23 protein-coding genes are annotated in these 23,637 nt (G+C 51.1%); 13 read left to right on the top strand and 10 right to left on the bottom strand.

Features of this window, described 5'->3' with window-relative positions; genetic code table 11:
- Positions 1 to 321: 321 nt before the first annotated feature.
- Positions 322 to 909, bottom strand: a complete 588-nt coding sequence (locus ACUHMQ_RS12880) for a P-loop NTPase family protein (RefSeq protein WP_445295870.1) — start codon at positions 907 to 909, stop codon at positions 322 to 324.
- A gap of 205 nt (positions 910 to 1,114) precedes the next feature.
- On the opposite strand from ACUHMQ_RS12880, the gene ACUHMQ_RS12875 reads away from it, so the two are divergent.
- A complete protein-coding gene (locus ACUHMQ_RS12875) occupies positions 1,115 to 2,236 on the top strand; it encodes a competence protein CoiA (protein WP_445295869.1) in 1,122 nt (373 codons plus the stop codon).
- 866 nt (positions 2,237 to 3,102) lie between these two features.
- Here ACUHMQ_RS12875 and ACUHMQ_RS12870 read toward each other — a convergent pair.
- Entirely contained in the window at positions 3,103 to 3,333 is a 231-nt protein-coding gene (locus tag ACUHMQ_RS12870; RefSeq protein ID WP_445295868.1) for an AbrB/MazE/SpoVT family DNA-binding domain-containing protein, read from the bottom strand.
- A 133-nt stretch (positions 3,334 to 3,466) separates the two neighbouring features.
- On the opposite strand from ACUHMQ_RS12870, the gene ACUHMQ_RS12865 reads away from it, so the two are divergent.
- The 4 genes from ACUHMQ_RS12865 (at position 3,467) to ACUHMQ_RS12850 (ending at position 6,977) form a co-directional block, all read left to right on the top strand.
- Positions 3,467 to 3,772, top strand: coding sequence for a hypothetical protein (locus ACUHMQ_RS12865; protein WP_445295867.1), 306 nt, complete (start codon positions 3,467 to 3,469; stop codon positions 3,770 to 3,772).
- A 27-nt stretch (positions 3,773 to 3,799) separates the two neighbouring features.
- Positions 3,800 to 4,186, top strand: coding sequence for a hypothetical protein (locus tag ACUHMQ_RS12860; protein WP_445295866.1), 387 nt, complete (start codon positions 3,800 to 3,802; stop codon positions 4,184 to 4,186).
- 1,013 nt (positions 4,187 to 5,199) lie between these two features.
- On the top strand, positions 5,200 to 5,910 hold the full coding sequence (locus ACUHMQ_RS12855) for a DUF3800 domain-containing protein (protein ID WP_445295865.1): 711 nt from the start codon (positions 5,200 to 5,202) through the stop codon (positions 5,908 to 5,910).
- Positions 5,911 to 6,485: 575 nt separating this feature from the next.
- Positions 6,486 to 6,977 (top strand): hypothetical protein, encoded by a 492-nt coding sequence (locus ACUHMQ_RS12850; RefSeq protein ID WP_445295864.1) that lies wholly within the window; start codon positions 6,486 to 6,488, stop codon positions 6,975 to 6,977.
- A gap of 25 nt (positions 6,978 to 7,002) precedes the next feature.
- On the opposite strand, the gene ACUHMQ_RS12845 is transcribed toward ACUHMQ_RS12850, so the two are convergent.
- The 5 genes from ACUHMQ_RS12845 to ACUHMQ_RS12825 all read right to left on the bottom strand — a co-directional run bounded on the left by ACUHMQ_RS12845 (position 7,003) and on the right by ACUHMQ_RS12825 (position 10,973).
- On the bottom strand, positions 7,003 to 7,278 hold the full coding sequence (locus ACUHMQ_RS12845) for a hypothetical protein (protein ID WP_445295863.1): 276 nt from the start codon (positions 7,276 to 7,278) through the stop codon (positions 7,003 to 7,005).
- A 616-nt stretch (positions 7,279 to 7,894) separates the two neighbouring features.
- Complete coding sequence (locus ACUHMQ_RS12840; protein WP_445295862.1) at positions 7,895 to 8,479, bottom strand: recombinase family protein; 585 nt, start codon at positions 8,477 to 8,479, stop codon at positions 7,895 to 7,897.
- A gap of 434 nt (positions 8,480 to 8,913) precedes the next feature.
- Positions 8,914 to 10,038 (bottom strand): replication initiator protein A, encoded by a 1,125-nt coding sequence (locus ACUHMQ_RS12835; RefSeq protein ID WP_445295861.1) that lies wholly within the window; start codon positions 10,036 to 10,038, stop codon positions 8,914 to 8,916.
- Positions 10,039 to 10,062: 24 nt separating this feature from the next.
- Positions 10,063 to 10,323 (bottom strand): ribbon-helix-helix protein, encoded by a 261-nt coding sequence (locus tag ACUHMQ_RS12830; RefSeq protein ID WP_445295860.1) that lies wholly within the window; start codon positions 10,321 to 10,323, stop codon positions 10,063 to 10,065.
- Positions 10,323 to 10,973, bottom strand: coding sequence for an AAA family ATPase (locus tag ACUHMQ_RS12825; protein WP_445295859.1), 651 nt, complete (start codon positions 10,971 to 10,973; stop codon positions 10,323 to 10,325). Before ACUHMQ_RS12825 ends, ACUHMQ_RS12830 begins: the two co-directional genes overlap by 1 nt.
- Positions 10,974 to 11,754: 781 nt before the next feature.
- On the opposite strand from ACUHMQ_RS12825, the gene ACUHMQ_RS12820 reads away from it, so the two are divergent.
- The 5 genes from ACUHMQ_RS12820 to ACUHMQ_RS12800 all read left to right on the top strand — a co-directional run bounded on the left by ACUHMQ_RS12820 (position 11,755) and on the right by ACUHMQ_RS12800 (position 18,126).
- Positions 11,755 to 14,700, top strand: coding sequence for a type VI secretion system Vgr family protein (locus tag ACUHMQ_RS12820; RefSeq protein WP_445295858.1), 2,946 nt, complete (start codon positions 11,755 to 11,757; stop codon positions 14,698 to 14,700).
- Positions 14,701 to 14,704: 4 nt separating this feature from the next.
- A complete protein-coding gene (locus ACUHMQ_RS12815; RefSeq protein WP_445295857.1) occupies positions 14,705 to 15,622 on the top strand; it encodes a DUF4123 domain-containing protein in 918 nt (305 codons plus the stop codon).
- Between the two features lie 11 nt (positions 15,623 to 15,633).
- Entirely contained in the window at positions 15,634 to 16,173 is a 540-nt protein-coding gene (locus ACUHMQ_RS12810) for a hypothetical protein (RefSeq protein ID WP_445295856.1), read from the top strand.
- 2 nt (positions 16,174 to 16,175) lie between these two features.
- Positions 16,176 to 17,564, top strand: a complete 1,389-nt coding sequence (locus tag ACUHMQ_RS12805; protein ID WP_445295855.1) for a T6SS phospholipase effector Tle1-like catalytic domain-containing protein — start codon at positions 16,176 to 16,178, stop codon at positions 17,562 to 17,564.
- A 76-nt stretch (positions 17,565 to 17,640) separates the two neighbouring features.
- A complete protein-coding gene (locus ACUHMQ_RS12800) occupies positions 17,641 to 18,126 on the top strand; it encodes a hypothetical protein (protein ID WP_445295854.1) in 486 nt (161 codons plus the stop codon).
- Between the two features lie 139 nt (positions 18,127 to 18,265).
- Here the strand turns inward: ACUHMQ_RS12800 and ACUHMQ_RS12795 are convergent, their stop codons facing one another.
- A complete protein-coding gene (locus ACUHMQ_RS12795) occupies positions 18,266 to 18,865 on the bottom strand; it encodes a DUF4145 domain-containing protein (protein WP_445295853.1) in 600 nt (199 codons plus the stop codon).
- Positions 18,866 to 19,044: 179 nt separating this feature from the next.
- Between ACUHMQ_RS12795 and ACUHMQ_RS12790 the strand changes: the two genes are divergently transcribed.
- From ACUHMQ_RS12790 to ACUHMQ_RS12780, 3 genes are all read left to right on the top strand, one after another.
- A complete protein-coding gene (locus ACUHMQ_RS12790) occupies positions 19,045 to 19,275 on the top strand; it encodes a hypothetical protein (protein WP_445295852.1) in 231 nt (76 codons plus the stop codon).
- Positions 19,276 to 19,501: 226 nt separating this feature from the next.
- A complete protein-coding gene (locus tag ACUHMQ_RS12785) occupies positions 19,502 to 19,723 on the top strand; it encodes a hypothetical protein (protein ID WP_445295851.1) in 222 nt (73 codons plus the stop codon).
- Between the two features lie 375 nt (positions 19,724 to 20,098).
- The gene (locus ACUHMQ_RS12780; protein ID WP_445295850.1) at positions 20,099 to 20,875 is read left to right on the top strand and encodes a hypothetical protein; all 777 of its coding nucleotides are present in this window, start codon (positions 20,099 to 20,101) and stop codon (positions 20,873 to 20,875) included.
- Positions 20,876 to 22,354: 1,479 nt separating this feature from the next.
- Here the strand turns inward: ACUHMQ_RS12780 and ACUHMQ_RS12775 are convergent.
- Positions 22,355 to 22,495 carry a hypothetical protein gene (locus ACUHMQ_RS12775; protein ID WP_445295849.1) on the bottom strand — a complete coding sequence of 47 codons (141 nt, stop codon included), beginning with the start codon at positions 22,493 to 22,495 and terminating at the stop codon, positions 22,355 to 22,357.
- Positions 22,496 to 23,036: 541 nt separating this feature from the next.
- Entirely contained in the window at positions 23,037 to 23,459 is a 423-nt protein-coding gene (locus ACUHMQ_RS12770; protein WP_445295848.1) for a hypothetical protein, read from the bottom strand.
- Between the last annotated feature and the right edge of the window lie 178 nt (positions 23,460 to 23,637).

Raw genomic sequence — 23,637 nt, 5'->3', positions numbered from 1 at the left:
AAAAATGAACCATTAATATATTAAATATCAAATTAGTCGCTTTTAGCGTTTTGCACAAATAGTCTGACTCGGCTTCAATGAATACCTTTTAATTCATTTACTTAAACAATTTACTTTAATTCTGTACTGAGGAAATCCCGTACTTTAAATAGGGTACGTAATAACCCTATTAATTTGAAGTTTCTTAAAAATTTGCATTCTTCTTATATTTATGAATTTGTAAGTCTCTTGGCATTTACAGTAACTGTATGGATGCGCAATAAGGCTATAACGTAGCCGGATGTGAGTTATCTGAACTATCCGGCAACGGCAAGCTACAAGTTAGCCACAGAACCGGATGCCTACACCCCTACCCTCTTCATCTAGTGATGCATTACTTGGCGATTCATGAAATACGCCTTTGTGCCAGATGTACTGTGGGGGCCAGAAAGAATATTTCCTGACCAAAGCGATGACCTCTTCAACGTGCTCTGGTATGGATCTGCCGGTGAATCTGAAAAACCCATAGCTCCTCAGATCCTCGTCAGCCCATTCTTTGAGCTCAGCGAGCGAGAACTTCTCGCATAAGGGCACGCCGTCATCGTCGATGGCCTCGCACATAGCCCAATAGAGGTCGTCTGCGCACAAAGCAAAGGCTTTGTGGTCTTCAACAAAAGCACCTGTCTCGTCACGAAAGCCCTGCGCGTCCTTCATGTCCATCGCGATGATCACACCGAAGTAATAGGCGGCTTCTGTCGGCGCGAAAGTCTTTGCAGACTCAGCTACATGGTGCCAGTGGTCAAAGCCAACCGATTTGGCGACTTGATCTAACGCCTCGTGATGGGAAATACCGTTGGCTTTTTTGAGTATACGGGCCTGTTGCTTCAGTTTTTCAACATCAGCAGTGGTGACAAGGAATTCACGGCGCAAATTGATACTCCTATCCAATTCACAGGTAATCGGTGCCCACTGCCGAGTCCCGTCCAATGGGTAGGAAGCTCAACTGCAACTTGATGATGATCGTCCCGTCCGGGTGCGCCAAGGTGGGCAGCAGGCTTCGATCCAGCCGACGCGAAGGCTAGCAGCTACTGCTGGCGCTTTGCAATGTCGAACCCTGAGACACCAGGAGTGATCGATGCCGTTGAAATTCTTGCGGGAAGGTAATCCTGTTTTCGCCTTTGACTTTTCATTGGAAGATTGGGAGGCATTGAAAGTCGAGAGCCGCAAGCACAAGCATCTTTCGATGCCGTGCTGTGATGCCAAGGCAACGCCTAAGACATCGAAACTCGGCAATCACTTCGTTGCCCATGCCCGCGTTGAGAACTGTGCGGCTTCAACGGAGACGGCAGAACATATCCTTGCAAAAACAACCGTTGCCCAGGCAGCCAGGCTGGCAGGTTGGGACGTTGATATCGAGGTGCCGGGATGTACGCCTGGGGGCGAGTCGTGGGTCGCAGATGTGCTCGCGACCAGGGGTAGCGCCAAAGTTGCGATTGAGGTGCAGTGGTCACGACAGACTTTGGATGAAACAAAGCGGCGACAAGAAAGGTACAAACAGTCGGGAGTTCGTTGTCTCTGGCTCTTGCGGCACCTAGAACTGGTCGTTGAAAAAGAAACTCCTACATTTCGACTGCGCTACGAAGAGGTATCACGCAAATTTGTCGTCATGATTCCGTCACCACTGTTTGACTTGGCCTGGGTGCATCAACGAAACAAGAACGAGCCGAAATATTGGCAACAACAGATAGACCTGACGACTTTCGTTGTCGGAGCACTTACAGGCGCGTTGAAATTTGCTCCGGCAGTTGGTCAGCGAATACCGATGATGGTCAGTACCGTAGAGATTGCGTGCTGGCAATGTAAGCAACAGACACGCACTGTGCTAGAAGTCGAGTTCGGCATGGCAGCGCGCTTGCCGGGGTACGAAAATATCAGCGCTCAACTATACGATTTCGAACGCCTTGATGACGGTGGAGCCTTTCTTGCTGCCGCCTTTCCGAAAAAGCTACTGTGGCAGCACGGAATCGGCGTGATCAAGCGTCGGTACAGTCGTACCGCTGGCAAGAGCTACCTTTCCAATGGATGTTTTCACTGTGATGTACTCCAGGGGCGTTTCTTCGACCAAGAGTACAAGCTTGAAGCCAAGCTAACCTACACAATCGAGGTTGAATTGAGCCATCAATTGGCGAAGCAACTCCCGGGCTCTGAGCTGCACATTTTTTTCTGGTGGTTCAACCATCCAGCTGTTGCTGGATGACTTTTTTAACGGTCATGGTTTGATCGAGTTACCCGAGGGAATCGCTCCCTCAGGCTATCACGCTACCGGTCATGAACTGGCGATTCAGCCAGTATCTAGCGTTGTGTGATGCTGGGTAAAGGCAAGCAACCAATTACAGGTGCTTGGCGATACCCATTAAATAGTGGGCAGCCAATGTGGGTGGCCAGGGTCGTGAGCAAGCCGACTGGAAGGGGTAGAAAAGGGCCAATGCTAAGGGTGATAACCACCGTGAAATGACCCGAAAACAGGGGAGAGGACCGTAATGCCAGAAAGCCACCCCTGCAAACAGCGAGCTAATTTAACCAAACCCAGTGGTGATGCGGCTTATAGCGTGGTGAGTAATGAAGATGAAAAGAGGGGTTGAGGTCTAAAAAGCGTAACTTTTCGTAACTTTTGACCCTATGTTTTTGAAACCGGCACAGGCCAGCAATTGACTAGACAACATCGAGCGCAACAATCGTGAGTACTGATGCGGGTTTTAGCCTGGGTGCTTCGGGCAACTGTCTCGGCAGTGACAAAACATGAGGCAGATCCGGGCTCTGAATGGCCGTAATTCAGCGTGTTTTAGACGTAAAACAGTAACGATTTTGCTGTGATTGGGTTACGCCTCTGAAGTGTTTCAGCGTAACGGACAGCAGAGCCGACGCCTACAAAAGGCATGGATCGTAGGGAGTCGTTATCCCCGGTGTCTGTGGATAGTTCCGGGTATAACGCACGCAAATGGTTGAGCACAGGCTATCCCAGACGGGTGCTTATTTTTTAGGCACCTCAGCATTGCACAGCAAGGGAAGCAATACACACATGAATACTGAGACGTCCCCTTCTTCGCTGGCCAAGCAAGTTGGCTAAGGCTTGATGTCTCTGATCTGCTGTGTCAGCGAATCTACCTTCTGACTGAGTTCGTTCACTTTTTCAGTCAGTAATTCCAGGCCGGCCACCTTGGTGGACAGGATCAACTCCCCGCCTTCCATGCGGGCATACAGGGTGTCGTCAATCTCGACACCCAGCTCGGCCATTATCGCGGAAGGCAGACGAATCGACGCCGAATTTCCCCACTTTGCGATCTTGATTTCCAAGGCAAATCCCTATGTTTTTGGTATCGACAATTGTATGAACAAACGGGTATTGACGCACTGGATTTAAGGTAGATACACTTGTAGATACATACGTGTTGTTTTCACAGGCTACTAACACATTATTGGTATCTACATGCCCTTACCTGCGCTTCAAACCAACCTGATTTTTGTGTCCTCTAAGCTGGTGCGGTACGCCAGAAAGCACGCTATCTCGCTTCCCGTTTTACTGGATCGGCATATCACCGGAGACTGGGGCGTGGTGGGAACCGCGCAGCGTGACAGAAACCAAACTGCACTGCAGGGACGAGGGGTGGTGACCTCCTGCTTTCCTATCTGGCAGGTAGCACAGCCGTTTGCGGTCCATATCGATACTGATCTGGCTACCCATACCTCAAGCATGCGGCTGGTGATGACCAGAAATATCTTTGGTGATGTCTAAACATCTGCCGTTCCCGTCTGGCCATCTATGAGTAGCCTGAAAACAGCGCGTGATATCCGCTTATTCCATCACCATGATGACCCTGGCCTTCCCATGGCTTCGCTGGCTGACGCAGTGGCGGCTATGCCATTGAGCCTAGGTGCCAGGGTGACGATCAATGACCGGCTCGTGGTAACCGTACAAGGCCATTCCTGGCGAGATTTGGAAATGCCTATAGCGTTCATCGGCCACACAACAGAAACCCGTCTGGCATTGGGCTATCGCGATGCAAGAGAAGCCTTCCAGCAGCGTTTAACGCAGATTCACCGCAAACACTGCCGGGCATTGGACGTCCTGGTGTTGCGCTACCGACTACATTGGCTGGATGCGGTAGCAGAAGAGCACGAAAAGCAAGCTGGCCAGCATCACTACTGACCCACCGTAACCTTTCCATTTTTCTAGGTGCTGTTACGCTCTGCGGGCAGCACCGCTGATTGTGCTTTCTCTTGTGCCAACGACAAGGTGGCAAGTGCTTTATCTGTCTCGATATTATTGGTGGTTAGCAATGTATGAGGCATAGGCAGACAAGGGGGGATTTACCTCTCACTGCCGTAACTTTTTGTAACTTTTTTGGGCTGTTTTTTCCTACCCAATTCGGCAGTTTCCACCCCTAATTCGGGGTGGGTTTTGACCCCGACGAAGTGCGGCAGCATTCAGCGGCACGAGCGCAACGCTGCTCGGTCCCCACCCTCCCCGCTTTAGCCTGGATGGCTGGAAGTTGTCACCAAGGCGTATAGACGGCCAGTACGCCATTGAAGCACCCATCAAGCTGGGGGTTGCCTATCTACCACAGTTTGAACGCCTTCTATGCGGCGTTATACGTCAGCAATCCCTATTCAGTCAGCCAGTCGCTACTATCAAAGTCAGAAATATGGCAATTTCCAGCAATCGGGCTGTTCGGCGGTCTATCATCCCTGGTTTTGCGGTGGGTGCTGCGATACACCTTTTGGCACAGTCGGCTCTCAGCTCGTCAGCCGTGGCTGACACTTCCGAACGAAGTGAGGAAGTAATACTTGTGTATTGAGGTTGTTTATTGTGTGTGGCGTTTTGCCACGGTTGAGCGTGGCATTTCGCCACGTTCGTGGTGCTCTCCGTGGTGTTTTGCCACGCCCCTGAAAGCCCGCTTAGAAGCGTGATTTATAACTCAGTAGACCCATGCTAGATGCAGACTTGCAAACCCGCCTTTTGGTCTCTGTCACCGCTAAGAATGGTTGCCGCATTTCGTGCGTTCGTCGCATCTGAAAGACGGCATAGCAGGGACAAAATACCTTGCTGAATGGGGTAGCAAGTGGTGTATACTTTGCGTTGGCAGGTAAAGCCTGGGTTAACTGCGATACCCGCAAGGCGTCGTAAGCGCGCTGTAAGCGCGTCAGTTCCAGGGTCTGCCCATGTTTCCCGATGGCCTCGCTATTGCGAGGCCATCTGCTTTATGGGGATTGGGATTGGCGCTATTGGTGTACGTCGATGAGAGCGGTGACCTCGGCTGGTCATTCGACAAGGCTTATGGCCAGGGTGGCTCCAGTCGCTACCTCACCATAGCCGCTGTCTTGCTACCTGAAAGCAAGGATCACCTCCCCGAACGCAAAATCCGTGACCTTTACAAGACATGGAAGTGGGAAACTGCCCGCGAAAAGAAGTGGGTAGACATGCCCGATGTATCTCGTGAGGCATTTGCACGGTCCGCGAGCAAGCTTGCTTTAACGCATGCCGATATCGAGTACAGGGCCATAGTTGTGGCAAAAGAGCGTGTACAGCAATCCCTCCGCGCTGACCCGAACAAACTGTACAACTGGATGCTCAAGCTACTCCTGCTTGATAAGCTCGCGCAACACGATCGGGTCGTATTGATTCCAGATCCAAGGTCGATCAAGGTATCCCACGGCAAGATGCTAGATCACTACATGGAAATGGCCTTGTACGAAAAAGGGGCTGTTACTCACCTGGAAGTTACGCTGCTAGATAGCCGTCACTGTCTCAACCTTCAATTTGCAGACATGTTAGCGGGTGTAGTGCAAACCCATTTCGAGCTTGGTAAACCTGCCCATTGGGATATTCTCAAGCACCAAGTTTTCCTTGAGCGCCTTTTCTTCTCACGTTAACGACTGTGTTCAGATTAAAAAATTCCGATCAATGCAATTTGCAATACTCTCTACCTGACTGCGCCGCGTTCCGACACAGTCTCCCTTTGTCCTGCAATTCATGCGAGCACCTGTGTACTAACTCCGTGCGGACGTATTGATAAGTGCACCCTGTTCCCTCTTTTGGCGCTTTCTCGTAGATATCCTGGTGATAGGTTCGCCACGGTCCGTTCCATTGAACAGGGCCTTGCATGACCAACATATCGCCATCATCGCCTTGTGCAAGCCAAGTTTCGCGAATAAATGCCAACTGATCTCGACAAGCCATACTAGAGATTGTCAATTCAAAACTACCGTCTGAAGCACCTGTAAACAGACAGGTTATTTTTCCTCTCATCTGTCATCCCTCCAACTAAGTCATGACGTTTGTAGGACCTGCTCGTTGTGTGGCGACGGTAGATTGCGTGACTGTCGTATACGTGTAAATAGCGTTGGGTGTACAAGGCGACTAAGTGTAGTAGAAAGAAGAACATCCCCTCACTGGCAGAGCAAGGTGACATGCTGAATTGTCGAGGAGTCCTGAGAAGGAGAAATTCGTGACAACAAGCGACATCATCGCAGCCTCGGCCGCGCTTATTGCTCTCTGTTCGTTTTATGTGGCCAAAAAGCAAGCAGAATTGGCCAGAGAGCATAATCGCCTTAGCGTTCGGCCATTTTTAGGGATCTACAGGAAAGAATTTGGTAATCACCCAATCGAGTACAGTGTTGAGAACAGAGGTATCGGTCCAGCTGTTATCAAGCGCTTCCATGTTCTCATAGACGGCAAGGAGGTTATCGCACCACATGGAAATTACATTCATGCAGCAATGGATATGCTAGGTCTTGATCGCAATGAAGTCAGCGGCCACCTATTGGGAGTAAATGAAGTCCTTAAAGCTGGCCAGGAAGTCGTACTCGTTCAATTCCCTAACTCTGACACCAACAAGTCTTTGCATAAGGAGTTGCTAGGAAAACTTCCTCGCATGAAGTTCAAGATTTTGTACGAATCCATCTACGAAGAAAAATACGAATACGAAGGAAACGGCTGATCGGCACATAAGTGGTCGCATGGACTTATTTGATCACTTCGAACATGCTAGTTGGAGCGAGATTTGGGAAATCTGCAAACTCTTCAAGGAATTCTTCCTTCAAAACTAGAAGGTCACCACCACGGCTGTCAGCACCTGTAAGTCTAAGCGCTGTCCGTTGTGTTGGATTCTGTTGGAATGCGATCCCTTGCCATGTGGCCATATATACACCGGGCATGATTTGTAGCCGGGCGCTGTCACGATCAATCGCATACCCGGCAATGATACGACCATCCTTAACCCTTATTTTATACGTTTCCATATAACTCCCTTTGGAACTGCGAATGTCAAAAACCGGGTTAGCCTTTATTCATTGGTTTGATGGTCGGGGTGCCTGGAGGACGCCAAGTGATCTCAGATTCAGAAGTACTTAAAGTGACAGTTGGGGCCTGCAGGCGAGGCTTAGCAAGCCTTACATTGTCGAGAGGCTCCATGTTCGAAGGCTTTCCAACTGGGGCATGCGGACCGGCAGCGGAAATCGTCGGTCGTATACTAGAGGATGAGCTCGGCTTAAATGGGACTTATGTATGTGCAAACGGCCATCCTGATCTCGGAATACAACAGACCCATGCGTGGGTAGAACTCAATAACTGCCTCATTGATATAACACATGATCAGTTTAAACAAACTGGGCTTTTAGGCTGGATATTTCCTTTGAACACACTGTGGTATTCCCGTTTTTCAGAGAGGGATAGGCGACCTGGCTTTTGCAGGCCGCCGGACTGGCCTTCGTATCCTCATGACGGGTATCACGCCTGTATAGACGCGTTACTTGGTACACGCTAAGAGTGGCCCCGGTTCATCAAACCAGGTTCTTAAGGTGCCACACACAAATCCGGCTTAGGCTTTTGTCATTGGTTTCGAGCGAGAATTGGTGGCTAAGTGGTACTCGCTCTTTCCCTAATTCGCATAATGGACTGACGGGTTGTCTGATAGTCTCTTGCCAGCTGAGAGACCGATTCCCCAGCTGAGAGACGATGCAAAACTTCTGCTTGATGTTCCTTGGTTAAAGTCGGTGGACGCCCCAGACGCTTACCTTCTTCCCGGGCCCTGGCCAGCCCCGATTGCGTCCGCTCAATGAGTAGATCACGCTCAAACTCGGCCATTACGATGAGTACGCCCATGGTCATCTTTCCAGCTGCGCTGGTCAGATCCATTCCCCCAAGCGCCAAGCAATGAACGCGAATCTCATCGGCAGCCAGTCGTTCAATCGTTGAGCGCACATCCATGGCATTACGTCCCAGTCGGTCCAGTTTGGTCACAACCAGCACATCACCCGGCTCTAACCGGTCCAGCAGTTTGGCAAATTGGGGACGCTCGTTTGCAGCCACACTGCCACTAATGCACTCGGTCACCACACGCCGGTCGTTGATAGCGAAGCCGGCTGATTCAATTTCTAGTAGTTGGTTATCGGTGGTCTGGTCTGCAGTACTGACACGGGCATAGATGAAGATACGGGACATGGTTCCAAAGCTTCTTATGTGTACGAAATCGATGTACACATTAATTCATATGTCCGTATTGCGCAAAGGCTTTTTTACGTACATAGTCGCAGTTACCTGTCCGAAATCGACCGGTTTCGGACAGTATGTTCTCAATGATGGAAGGTTTTAGAGTATTAAGTAAGATTTAATACGTTTTAGGCAGAAAAAATGGCTTTTTTCTTTTGTATATCAAACCCTTGCTAGGTTGCTAAGTGTGTAATGTACGGAGTTTAGTGTGTAATGTACGGTTTCGGGTGTGTAATGTACGGTTTCGGGTGTGTAATGTACGCTACTAGGTGTGTAAAGTACGGTTTATGGTGTGTAAAGTACGGGCTAGCTGCAAACAGATAGTTGAACCTATACAAGGCTAAAGCTCGTATTAGAGTGTTTTGGTACTCTTTTCCATCCGTACATTACACACCATCTGAGCTGGCAGGATTTAGTGTTACGGTCGAGCGGTGAGTCATTAATAATTGCGGGCCTTTCTGTCCGGCTTCTTCCCGCAAGTCGTATTCTGGTAGGTCGTTGGAATCAATAATTTTGCGCAATATTCGGCAAAACTCTTTAAACGCGCTTGCACTTCCGCTGTGTTCGTAGATTGTTTGGAAGGACCACTTAGCATTGCTCTTGCCAGCAGCCCGACGGGCAAGGCGGTAGAGGAATCTACCTATGCCAGGGTCAATGAGGAAATAATCGGGGTGCACGGTAAGGACATCGGGGTTTTTACCGTCCACAACTTCACGGAACATCCAATCGGCTAGTTCGATCTCGATATATTCCAGTCGACCATTCTCGCCCTTAATTACCTTATATCGGCTAATCAGGGCTTCACCCTCGGATATAGTGACTGTACGTCCGTTCTTGGCTTTCCTGGTTCGTTGCATGGAAACGTGAGTTGTATTCAGGCGGAGGCAAGTCTCTAGCAAGTCGTCCTTTTGCTTCCCCCCATCAGCTCTGCGGCAGAACTTGAGCACATCTGCAACATGGGGCCTGAATACGCGACCGGGTTTCTCGCCTCTTCCCTCACGATAGCGATTCATCGCTTCCGTGAGGTGAGAAACAGCCATTAACACTAAGTCGTAGTCCCATACTGAAGCCATGCCAGCTGGGCCGGCTGAAACCTCTACATGACCATCTGGTAGTTCATAGCGGATTACATCCCCTGCTCTTCGGTCCTTCTTCGATAAACGAAATACTGCAACATCCATAATACTGCGGCTATCTCTGGTGCCGACGTCATAAAGGGTCGGGATGAAGAAGTCAGATTGTTCATCCCCCTTGGGTGGCTTTCGAATTGACGCAGAAGAAGTGGGTGCTTTTGGGTGATGCTCCGCCCTATTCTGAGACTCAAGCTGTTCCTGCTTGCGTAGTCGGTCGGCGGCTTCTTGTTGTGACTCTCCGGGCTGAATGATGGCGTCAATTCGCTTCTGGCGGATTGCGTCATGTGCCAACTTGAGCTTGTTCAAAGCCTCCCCTATGGTGTCCTTTACCTGTTTGGGGCCCTTGTCCTTCCGGCTCACACGTTCCTGGTCTGCCATACCCTGCCCTATTTAGTTCTTAAATCAAGACCGCTGATGTTTTTTTTCATACTCATCAAAAGCGAGGCGTAGTAACTCGTTAAGCTTCAAGTCATGCGCAGCAGCAAACATGCGGAATCTACGGCGTAGTTCGGCTGTAACTCGAAAGTTCAGGGGAACATTGTTTTCCTCAGTTTCATGTTCTGCTGGTGCCGCGCTGCGCGTTGGTACATTGGCAACAGGTACGGCGTTGCCCTTGGTGGAGACTAGACCGGATAGGTCAGTGGTAAGTTTTTTTGCAGACATTACACAGTTTCCTTCTTTTTGCGTTTCGTTTTTGCGTTCATTCGTTCAAGCACGAAAGCAAGCAATTGTCTCATTTCTTCAGCGCTACGCCCCTTTGGATCTACTTCGACTACAGTACGTCCGTCCACCATCGAGCCGGCATAATCCACACGGTCATGGATGATTGCGGGAGCTACGGCACCATGCAATGAAAGAGCAGCTATAGCTTGTAGTGTCAGCTTGGCTGTAGGTTTTGCTTGTGTTACGGCAAATGCGAATGGTCTGCCGGCTTCTTGGACAATATCGACGGTGCTGCCTACAGCTCTTAAATCGTGTGGACTAGGTCTTGTCGGAATTAGAACTAGGTCGGCCAACTTCACCACATCGCGTATTGCGTTAGTAATGGCCGGTGGGGTGTCAATCACTGCTAACTTAAATCCTGCATTGGAAAGTGCCTCAAGCTTGGCTGGTAGTTCAGCCAAAGTGGAGGAAGCCAGAGCTGGGGTGTCAGATTTCCGAGAATTCCACCATGCCGCTAGGCTGCCTTGAGGGTCAGTGTCGATGAGAACGGTACGCCCAACTCCTTCCTGTTCTGCTGTCACTGCAAGATGTGCCACCAAGGTGGTTTTCCCGGCGCCACCTTTCTGGCTCGCTATAACGATGATTTTCATTATTCCGCGCTTTCCGTGCTTTGACGATAGGTAAATATATACCAAAAACGTTTTCACGCAAGATAAAAAGCACGCAAACACGCTTAGTTAAGCAGTTAGTCATTTGTCCTTATGCCAGAACGCTAATCTCTATCGTTCATGGTTATTTATTGTGCTAGCACGATATGTAACAAAAAAGTAAAGACGTTTTTACGAAAAAAAAATAGCACGCAAGCACGCATTTGTATGTGAGATGAGGCTTGTGGAGAGATCAAATAAGAAGTATTGGTTTTTATGAAAAGCAAAAAGCACGCAAGGTAGAAAGCACGCAAATGTACTTGTCTATTTGTTCTCTTGCTGTACGAAAAGTAAAGATACCGTAGAGACGTTTTTACGAAAAAAAGAATGCACGTATGAACGAATGCACGCAAAAACGCATATTTCAGAACCCACTCTTCTTTTTGCATGCCTAGACTGCATGAAAACGCATGATTTTTTTCACCTTGTAAACCCCTTTCCGCACCAGTAATGACGCGGATTACAACCCATCATGCACCTGCATAAAAACCGCCCTATCTAGTGCGCGGGCGTGGCGGGGATACGAGCGCGCGCCAGCGGTCTGAACCGCCTTATTTTCCAGATCCACCAAGCAAGTTAACGGTCATGGGTAGATTGACCCATTCCGGGTCATGCAGCGCATAAGTAACATTGTTGCGGTGATTCCCCACGCCTTACACTGCGGGCGCATATAACTAGAACGAGCGCGGTAAACCGTCAGCCGTCTACCCAATGAGGAAACCCCATGCCCCCGTCGCCTGCCGACTTGCCGAAGGCATTTGTCGAGCTATTTGACCCCACAGCGCTCTTCGAATCGTATACCCGGCTCTTTGCCATCAAGGTGGCGGGCCTGCCCGACGACAAGCTACTGGTCGAAGCCTTTCTGGGCATCGAGGCGCTATCGACGATGCCGGTCATGGAAATCAGTTGCCTCTCTACCGATGCCTATATCGATCTCGGTGATTTGCTGGGGCTGCAGGTCGCCTTGGAAATCAGCCTGTCCGATGGCTCGCGCTGCAAGCGTACCGGTTATATCGCTGAAGCCAGCGACGACACGGGGGATGGTGGCCTGGCCCGTTACAAGCTGGTCGTCGTGCCCGGGCTTTGGTATGCGCATAAAAATGTGCGTAGCCGGGTGTTTCAGCAGCGCTCCATTCTCGATATCGTCGAGGCAGTCTTGGAACCCTATGCGCCTTTTGTGGTGTGGCAAGCCACCAATGACGCCAAGGCGGAAGAGCTGGCCATCACGCCACTGCACTACTGCGTCCAGTACCGCGAAAGCGACTATGTCTTCATCCGCCGCCTGCTGGCCAACGCAGGTTTGGGTTTCTTTTTCGAAGAGAAAGGCGAGGCCGATGAGGAGATGGGAGTGGCTGCCCAGCACCGCCTGGTGATCTTTGGGGACTCGAAACAACTGCTGGAAGACAGCAGTTCCCTGCACGCCCTTGGCGGCCGTGGCATCCGCTTTCATGGCGACAGCAGCGTGGAAGAGCAGGATACGATCTTCCAACTACTGCAGGGCTACTACGGCGATGGTCCAGCCGTGTTGACTGCGCAAGCCTGGAATGACACAGGGCGGTATTCGGTCACTGCCAGTGCAGGTGAAACCAGTGGGGTGGAACAATTCTTACCGATGTCGGGGGCGCACCTGACGACGCAGGCATTGATTCAGGCCCGTGTGGATCTGATTGCCGACGTGTTGAACTGCTACAAGGAAAGTCTCCGGGCGGCAGGCACCGTGCGCAGTCTCCGACCGGGACGGCACTTTACCCTTACCCAGTACAACAACCGTCTATTTGGTGAGCCGCGCGATGGTGATCCAAAGCTGCTGCACTGCGCCCAGCGCTTTGCCGGCATCAACAACCTACCCAAGGCCGCCAAGGAAACCGTTGCCTCCCGCCTGGGCAAGGATAAGCAGTTTGCCACCCGGTTCGATTACACCTTGCAGCGGCTGGGTTTGCAGGATGAGATCCACAACATTGTCTGGCGCGAATCCCCCACCGACTTCAGTGGCTTTGCTGAAGCCGCCGAAACCAAGGGGTTTGTGCACCTGAGCCAGCTGCTGCGCTGGGAATTGCCGTGGCGGCCGCTATTCCACGCCAAGCGTGCAGTGCCTGGCCCACTGGCTGCCGTCGTGGTGGGCGATGGCCCGATCCATACCGACCGGCTCGGACGGGTAAAGGTGCGTTTCCCCTGGCAGCTGGGCGAAGCACCGGACGATACGGACACCTGCTGGATGCGGGTGATGCAACGGACTGCCGGCGCCACTCGCGGTATGCAATTTACGCCACGCCCTGGTCATGCGGTCTGGGTGGACTTTTTGAATGGGGATATCGACCAGCCGATTGTGATTGGCAGCCAATATACGGGCGTGGGCGAAGGCGATGCTACTTACTCGCCAGCCCGTACAACGCGCGACAGCAATGCTAACTTCACCCCGCCTGACACCAAGGTGTTCAATCAGGCCAACGACCGCAACCCTTCGGGCCAAGGCAATCTGCAAGGAGGGAACAGCCCGGTCTGGCATGGCGCCGCGCCTGGCGACGATGGTCACCGCCATGCCGGCGCCTTGCTGGGCATCCGCAGTCAGTCGCTTGATGGCAATGGCTATAACCAGCTGCTGTTCGACGACAGCGATAATCAGCTCGCGGTGCAGCTGGCCACCACCCAAGCCTGCAGCCAGCTGAACATGGGCCATTTGATTCACCGTGCCGACAATTACCGGGGCAGCTTCCGTGGTGAAGGTGTGGAGTTGCGTACTGATGCCTATGGTGCATTGCGTGCTGGCCGGGGTTGGTTGCTGACCAGCTACAGCATCCGCCACGACAACAACACCCATGAACCGGCAGGTGAATTGGCTGGACCGCTGGCCCTGGTCAAGCAGGCACAGCAACTATCTCAGGCGTTAAGCCAGACTACCGCCACCCATAAGGGCATCGCGGCAGCGAGCCAGCTGGGCACCACCCGATCGGAATATTGCAGCCTTGATCCCAAGCGCAGCCCGATTCCTGCCTTTCTGCATGCGGTGCAAGGACAGGTTGATGCCGAAGACGTGGGCAAAGCGCTCTCGGATGCAGGCGACAAGAACATCAAAGCCAAGCCCAACAGCACCAAAACACCGGGTACGGTACCGGCGATGACCGACCCGATCATTCTGCTGGCCGCCCGTGGTGGCATCATCACTGCCAGTGAGAATGCGTTCATGCTCAGCAACGAAACCCAGTCCTGGTTAGCTGGTAGACACCTGCACCTGATGACAGGCAATCAGCTGCGTATTGATGCCAACCAGGGCGTCAGCGTTGTTGGTGGACTGGCTGAGGGTGAGAAGGATGAGCAGCAGGGCCTGAGCATCATCGTGGGAGAGGGGGACTTGCTTGCTCAGGCTCAGGACGGGGCGATGCAGATTGCATCCAAAGGCAAGCTCACGCTCGAATCGGCAAGCGGGGATGTGACGTTGGCCGCCGGTAAGAAGATCGTGATCCGCACGGCAGAGGGGGCCAGTATCACCCTGGAAAACGGCGGCATAACAGCAGCCTGCCCCGGGGAGATGCGGATACAGGCCAGTAAGATCACCTTTGTTCCACCGGCCAACATGACCTTCCCCTTACCGACCTGGACAAAGTCGGATCTGAAGCTACCCTGTGCGGAAGCAGCATCAGCCAATAAGAGCACATTCATCCCCTTAACTTAACGCCATGACCAAGCTCAATCCAACCTATGCCCACACGCCCATTGAACTGGTGCGCTGGCTACAGACCGCTTGTGGCCAGCAGTCCAGTAAAGTACCGGATGCAGATTTCCACCTTTACGTACTGATTGATCAAGCCAGCTTGCCAGATTGGGATGAGCACGCACAGCAACTCACCGCTAAGGGGGTTTTCAAAGGCGAACTGGTTAATCTGTATGACGATCTGGAAGGGCAGGAGATTGCGAAGACCGGACCGGTGCTGGCAGAAGTAGCGCAAAGCAATGAAGCTTTGCTCACGCTGACAGAGTTTGCCATCAACCAGGATGTTGCCAGTTTCCTGGTGGCGGATTACGACCCTTCCGATCATCTGCGCAATATCCGTGAAGTCGTCATGCCCGATGGGTCGGGTGCTCTGTTCCGGTTTCAGGAACCACAGTCTATCGCTGCGCTATGGCCATTGATGACATCAGGTCAGATCCATCGCTTGCTGGGCCCAGCTCGGCTATGGGCGGTACGCGATGTCTGTGGCGAGGTGTTTTCCATTGTCCGCCAGAGGACGGATCAATTGGAAGGTGCAATCCAATTCACGAGCGAAAACATCAATGCGCTTGATGAAGCCATGTTTCCTTGGACTGTGGCCACCCAAATTAGAGTGATAAATAAGACCTTGTTGAAAGGCATGAATGGCTGTGAAATCCGCACGTTGCTTAATGAGCGTATTTCAAAGGGTAATAGCCTTGGTTTGAAACTCAGACCGGATTTATCGCTTTACTGCGCCTTAAGCTTGCAATTACCAACAGGGTTTGAAAATAAATCACCATTTGCTGCAGCTTTAGAGAAAGTGCGTGCAGGTCATTCAAGTTTCGTATCTGCACTGGATGACGTCACATCAGATGAATGGTTAGCGGTTAGCGAAGTGGAATAAGGGAAACTGCAATGAAAGTAAGCCACTTGAACCTGAGTTTGATGCGCATCATGCGTACCAGCGTACAAACGACAACATTGGTGTTGTTGATATCAAGCTGCCAGGCCCAAGAACCTGAAATGGTCGGTGGCATTACCGGAAAAGCTTACAACTACTCTCAAGAGTCATTCGCATTTGTAAAGATCAATGGAAAGACCGTTAGCACAGCGTTGAGAAAAGCCAAAATTGGCGGTGTGCAAGGTGGGGGAGGGATGTGTTGTATTGTGCTACCGCTTGGGGTGAAAACAGTGGACGTGACACTTGACCCTTCAAAAGGGGAGGCTGTGACCGTCAAGGCACCAGTAGAAAAATGGTGGCCTGATATGGCAAATAGCGCTGTCGTACATATTCTGCCCGGTAGAAAAGTCGTCGTTGAAATTAAGACTGCCTATACGTGGCCGAGACGTGATTTGATGGAAGCCAGAATCAAAGAGCTGGGGCTGAAGAAAGAAGAAGAATATGACGGCATCTATACAGATGGCCCAAATGAACGTACCGATGGGGTGAAATAGCAATGGCCAATGCAATACCCCCAAAGATTCAATCAGTTGAGAATATGGTGAAGCGGGCCATTGATACGGTTCGTGTGACTAGCTCGCCAGCTTGCCCAACATGCCACGTGAGGCTTTGGACCAGCTTCTTTTTTGATGGAACAGGTAATCATCGTGAACGTGACTTTCCTAAATCTCATTCCAATATCGCGGCATTATTTGATGCGCATCTATTCGATGAAGGTAAAGGCATTCATCGCCAATATTACGAAGGGCTTGGCACGCCTTTCGAATTTAAAGATCGATACGAGAAACGGCGGGTGCGAATCGACCATGGCCTATACACCGAAGTAGAAGAGTTCGGCTACAAGGAAGAAGGGGAAAGCGCGGTAGGTCTTGGTGTCGCAGCCGGCATCACGCAGCGGCTGGAGAAAGCGACCTTTGATCTGTTTCTGCAGATTGAAACCTGGAAGAAGAAACGTCGTCTCGACGCGATCAATCTGGCTGCATTTGGTTTCTCACGAGGTGCGACTGAGGCTAGGGCATTTATGCATTGGTTGGCCGGTTCGGAGAAGATCACCAAGGAAGGCAATAAGCTCCGCTACGAGGGGATACCGCTCAATATCAAATTCCTAGGGGTTTTTGATACGGTCGAGTCGGTTGGGTTGCCGGCGAATAATCTGATGTCAGGGTTAATCAAAACGACTCTACCGCCCTATGTCGAGAAGTGTACCCATATTGTGGCAGCCAATGAGCTGCGGCACGCGTTTTCGTTAACGGTGGGGGATGGTAAGACTCGCCATATTGTGTATCCCGGCTCCCATGCCGATGTAGGTGGCGGGTATGACCTTTTGGCACAAGGAAGACCCAATACTCTGGCGAGGGTTGCGTTACTTCAGATGCTCGATGAGGCTCGTGGCGCGGGGCTCAGAATGTTGTCTGTTGAAGAGATGAAAGAGGTTGATGATTGGGACAAGGTGTTCTCACCTTCATTTGATGTACCCAAACAAACATCCCAGACTCTCACTCAATACATAAACGCCGTGAAGCCTTCCGGCTCCGTGCAAAGTCACTTTGAAACGCACAGCAAGCAGTATTGGTCCTGGATCGACTCTGGCTTGGCCAAGACTGATGCAGACACCAAAGCCAAGTCCCCTCAGTTTGCCGCGAATGGAGAAGCACTGCGGAAGATGTCTTTATTGCTGAGTATGCTGGCTCGCACCCAACAGGGAAAAGGTGAACAAGGGGCGTTGCCAAACCCCAATATGGTGTTGCCTGTTACCAGGGAGCTATTCGCCAACTATGTTCATGACTCTTTCGAACACTTCACTGTGCCGGGCTCTACGCAGCAGTTAGATTTGACGGGCGCGGACTATTACAAAATCAGGCAGATATTGAAGCCTACTGCGTAACATCGCACGGCCTTTGTCAGGGCAGCGATAGACCTAAGTCAGTTAAGTGATTGCATTAACGGAACAGGATCAAGTTATGGCGGACGATGATAGAACGAAGCGACTGCAAGCCATGCTGGGTAGCCGTGACTTGATTGCCTGGCTGTGCCCTGTCTGTAAGGTGGCCAGCCGCAGCAGGCAAGTTGAACGCAATGGCAGGACGATATGCGAACGTTGCGCCCGAAAGCTGGATGAAGCGTACAGCTCGGTAGTCAAGTGCTCCTCTTTGGCAGGAGTATCCCGCCACTTGAAACTGGATGATGCATTGCTGAACTTTAACGCTGCCCCTGAGAACTGTCTGAGCATTTATATACCCAGCATGAAAGTGCGCTTCGAACTGCTGGAGATTGAACCGGTTAATACAGACATCTATGTTTACACGCACAGCTTGATTGTCGATGCCGGAGAAGAGCGCAATATCTCGATGAACTTAAGTGGCAAACAGGAAGCGCAAATTGCAGCGGACTGGTTTATTAGCCATCGTTTCAATGTGATCAATGGCTTGGATATGTCTACCCGGTAACTGCATTGGCGTTGATGAGCCGTCCTGCTTTTACCAGATCAACCAAACCCCTGGAGTTCGCAGCGTGAGAGTTCGCACTACGCCGGTTCGCGCGTAGGGGTGCGTACTTGATGCGAACTTTGCACCTTATTCCTGGGTTTTATTTGCTAGAGCGCCGTCTTTTGAACTGTTCGAAGCGGTCTCGATACGAAAACAGATAGTCCAGAATTGCGTTTGTGAATTCAATCGTGTCCTTGGCATCAGGCTGCGAGAGGACGACGCCGACATCGTGTACCGCTTCATTTCCAACAATTCGCAAGACATCAGACCATTCATACAATCGGTCATCTATCAACGACTGTTCCTTCATTTTCTTTATCGCAGATTGAAGGTTTCGTTCGTTGATACCGTGAACAATGCAGATTCCTTCGAGTGTCTTTCGGCACATGATTGCCGATGCTGTATAAGCCTGTGCCCTGTAACATGTACAAGCTTCCTCAAATGCTGTGCGAATTTCACGAGGAGCTATTGGATTTACGCGAATATCACTTTCGGGGAAAACAATAACTGGTGTATCCCAAATGTCACCATCAGCTATGTTGCCAATATTGGTTTGGCTAACAAGGATAGGTTCCTGGCATGTAGGGCATCTAAGCAATGTGTATCGTCTAGCAGGCCCTAGGCCATTGTAGTTCCGCCAATATGAGCCTGCCTCCTGGGCATCAACATACTGGCGACAATGGAAGCATTCAACAATCATGTTTGGCGTGTCCTACTAGACTAAGTTCCACCATAGTTGACGCCGCTGTATTGGCGTTGTGTTGATTGCTGGTCGAATAGGTCAAAGTAATATCTCCACTCAGGCGCTAACGTCAGCGTATTTGAAGCGCTCGTTTAGTTCGCCATTGGCAATCACTTTTTAGCCTCTTCCAAAGAAACTTGTCCGCTACTTCCAAGGTAACCCAGTTAGGCAGTAAAGGTGTGCATTTCCAGGAACGTGTCCGGCTGAGGGATAAAGAGACAGGGCAACGTTTGTGCAAGATCATGAACCAGCAACGCCAAACAGAAGCGGTACTGCAGCGGATGGCAAGAATCATGGCAGAGTTGGAACGTTCCGAAACACAGCTGGAGCATTTGGTGTCCGGCTTAGTCACGACAAAAGATCGATAAATCACTCTCTCATGGGTGGGAAAGCCAAAAATTTTCCCATGGGAAAATGTGTGGCCGGTATGGCCACCGACAATCAGCCGTTGGATTAACGCAATGAAGCGCCCGTCAAAACTTGCTCCCATCAAGCGGACGTCCTAGAAATTTTCCCATGGGAAAATTTGCTGACTGCGAGTCAGCTTAAGCAGCGCAATACACGTAGCCATCCTATCCAAATGGGAGACAAGCAATGACAACCGGACACATTGTCAGCCGGACTATCGTCGAGCGATACGCAGGAGGTATCACGGTCGTTGAAGGTGAGGTCCTGACCGACCAGGGCGAAGTAACGTTCTGCTGGGTTGAGCAGGATGGTGAGCGTGTTTCGGCTTTCACAGATATTGACGAAGCCTTAGCAATCGCAGAGCAGAACCAGTATCAAGATGAAGTCAGCAGCGACTTCGAGATGTAGGGCGAATGCCTTCTCTCGGGTGTCGCTCTAAAAATTTTCCCATGGGAAAATGATAGCCCGGCACGAATTACCGCCGATTTACCGGTGGGAGAAAGCAGGGCAGCGCCTGTGCACCAAGGTTGATGACACGCAATTTCATAGAAAGGGCGTCCTGCAAATTTTCCCATGGGAAAATGTGGCGGCTGCTCATGAACAAAATGGTTGGACTCATAGCTTGCGAAACGAAGCGGGTAGCTTTACTGTTGCGCATAAGGGTGCCACCCAAACCTGTCGGCGGGTTAAATATGGTCAGTATTTTCCTGCTTGCACGTAGCTCCTATTGACTTGGGACACATGGAATCGCCGATATGTAGTCCATAAAGCAATGGGGTTGCTATGACTGCAATTCATTTCCACATCGATACTATCCACGCACTCAAAAAGAGCGCCTACCGTCAGATCGTAGGCGTGAAGCACAGCCATTGGTATGAAGCACTGGCAAGGGCATTCTCCTACAACAATAGCGCTGCTATGAAGATGGCCGCAAAAAGTGTAGCGCCCTTCAGTTCTCCAGAGACAGCAGATTACCGCCCTGTAGATCTGGAGCAACTTGTTGCACGCCTATGTGAGTTTGGATATGGCCACCTTGCTCTGAACAAATTGAGCTTTACCGCCATAGAAAATGGCCGAGATATCATTGCAGACTCACTTGTAAGTGAACCTTCAACGCAGGCAGGTCCACTTTTCTCTGTTAGTCCAAGCGACCCAGGATTGCAGAAGCGATATCAGCATTACTTTGAATCGCTGGGAATCCACCAGGCATTGATAGATACGGTAGTAACACTTGCCATATACCGGAATCTAGATGGCGATTGGAATCCAGAAATTACTTCCGTTATCGAATGGCCACCCAGTGTAATGATGGTGGAGCAACCGGGCTTGTTCACACTTCCTATAGCTAGACGACTTGAAACGCTTGGTCTCATGGCGGCAAACTTTAATCTACTTCTCCGTCACCGAGTTATTTCACAAACGGGAAACAGAACGCTGTCTTTTCCTGTGATTGATGACTTCAAAGTGTCATTTGATGATGCCGTTGTGTACGTAAAGTTTAATCCCGAAATCACCAAGTGCCTTAACGGTATCGATTCTGAAGTTTCTGCAAAGCATTAGAAACTTGTGACGATCCCACATTAAGCATTTGGCATCTGACTTGGCAAAGTAAGCAGTGTTACCCCCTTCCCCGTTGTTGGGGATTGCTCGCTGCTCACTACATGTTGCAGGCGTTGCAAGGGGAGGGCCAGGGTATGGGTCCTTCCTGGGTTGTTTTGATTGCGGGTGATTTGGACCCCCCTCTGCCGCTAGGCTAAGGCGATTTCGTTAAGGCAACAGCAACAACGGTGCAACAACCCACCCCAGAAGAAGGCAGGCTGCCATTCTGCGTTACAATGGCCTGCTGATGATTGCAGGCCACGATTTCTTCCCCAGTTTTGATGCGAAACGCATGTTTGTTCCGGGTTCTAGCAATTTGTTCCGGGTTCTCATGTCTTTGTTCCGGGTTCTGAAAATAGCAAACCCGCGTCATTACTGGGTTGTTCCGGGTGTTCCGAGTGTTCCGGGTCTAACGCGCCTATGTGTGCGCACGCACTAATAAACACCCCTGAGACGGGTAATTTTTTTATTCCTCTCATGTGCGTGAAAACAACCCGGAACACCCGGAACACATGGAACAAAAGAGATAAATAGGAAATAAATCAGAGAGATAGTCTGTTCCGGGTTGTGGGAACACTCCCCGGTTTACCCGGAACAAATTGCTAGAACCCGGAACAAAAACAGGTTTTCGCTATCTTCGCCCCTGTCTGCGGCCAGCCCAAAGGTGACAGAAACAGCGTTTTGTCCCAGGTAGCGCTGCTTTGTCCCACTTAGGTGGGACACGCCAAACCCAGTATTGACGGGGATGTCCCGTTTGTCCCACTTGTCCCACCCACTTTCACGCACGAGCGCGTGCAGACTTTTTTCGTCTGTACGTACCTCGCTATTTTTTTGTCTCGCACGTAATGATTTCTACCCGGGACAAGTGGGACAACTGGGACATCGTTGATTCATAAGCAGAAAAGTTGTCCCACCTAAGTGGGACAAAGCAGCGCTACCTGGGACAAGGCTTTAATGCTTCCACTCGCGTCCCTCACAACGGACCAGCATTACCCGCTAACCCGGTGCCAATAGCCATTCATGACGCATAAACAGGCATGCACGGCATCAAAAACCCATGCAATGTAGGGGTGTGGCAAGATAGGCTTTCGAAGCCTTTGCGCTATGTTTCCGTGGAAACGGTGCAGGCTGCCTACTATCGCGGCTATTCCTGGTCTGGCCCATATTTGCCCCGGTGTTGCCAGGACATGCATTACTTTGCCAATTAGCTGCCTGTTGCACGGCAAAGCCGCGCTGGCAGGACGCACTTGGACTGCCCCTAAAAGTAGGCCCGAAACTCGCCAAATTGTTTGTCCTTAACTCGCGTCAAAATACCCCCACACCAGACGCACCGCTTTGCGGGCTGTAAGTCACTGAATTTAAAGGAATGTGCCTGTATACAGCTGTATACGATGTTTACATTTCGCGTTTAATCGATTGATTCCTAAAGGCGATCCCTGTCTACGGTGTATACACCCCGATGGTCTCCCAGGGTGCAGCATTCAGGGGCTGGATAGCGGCGTCGCGCAGCACCTGGAGCGCTGCGGCGTGGCACAATCGGTTTGCACAAATCCAGATGGCACGCACACCCAGCAAGGGCATCCTCCATCGCTCCCGCCAGGATGACCCATATCGCACCTGAAATTGCCTTTAGCTTGTCCAGACAAGCTCACGCTATCGGCACGCGTCATGGTGTTAACACCTGTTAACAGAAATAGCTTTTTTTATTCATGCGCTTAAGACCGAAAGTGTTAACACTGATAACAACTGTTAACACCTGAATCCCTTATACTTCAACGCGTTAGGAACCACAAGGTGGTGCGTCTGGTGTGGGGGTATTTTGACGCGAGTTAAGGGCACACAATTTGGCGAGTTTCGGGGCCATTTTTAGGGGTGTCCAAGTGCGTCCTGCCAGCGCGGCTTTGCCGTGCAACGGGCAGAAGATCTGCTGACTTTTGCCGCATGAGCGCAAAATGGGGAATCTGGGTGGCAAACCCTGAGCAGCAGACACGATCCCTGCCAACGCCTTGCATAGCGCCAGATGGCACATAAACAGGTATGGAAGGCATCAGAACCCTTGTCTGCTAGCAATGTGTAACAAAATGGTTCTATCGCCTTAAACGGCATTTATGTGGAAAGTGCGTTACCCAACCTGATGCACTGCAGCTTGTCGTTCCCGTTGGCATCGTTCCACTTGCCGTAAGTAGGCGGCGCGTCTGGTTTCAAACTCGAACCGCTCGGCATTGGCGGCTTGCTCACGCTGCGCGGCCATTTTTTTCTGACCATTTACCAGGATGGCCATGACGCCTTCCAGGTGCCGCTTGTTGTGCGCAAGCTTTTCTTTGCTGAGCGTAGCCGGTGCCGCAAGCAGGGCAGTGGGCAGCACTGCCGGTCCCACCAGATACCCCGCCACGTCTTTCGCGGAGAGGCGTCCCCGCTCCCTGGCCAGGCACAGGGCCTGCTCTCGTCGTACCTCGTCCCAACCGAGCGATGCTACCCAGCGCACCGATTGACCGCGTTCCCTGTTTTCTCGTACCAGCCGGTTGTAAGCATCCTTGAAGGCCATGCGTGCCCCGATCTTGTCGCCCGTGGTCAGTACCGGCCTGGCCAGCGAGAAGGCGTCGCCTCAGAAAACGGAATTTAAAGCACGTTAGGCTTTTGTCATGCCTGATGCTAGGCTCTTGGCTAGTAGTCTAGCTACCGTCGACGGGTGGACATTAAATAGCCGGGCCGCGTCAGCGGCA

Source organism: Chitinimonas violaceus, from assembly GCF_052601015.1.
This window is presented reverse-complemented; position numbering and strand designations above follow the sequence as displayed.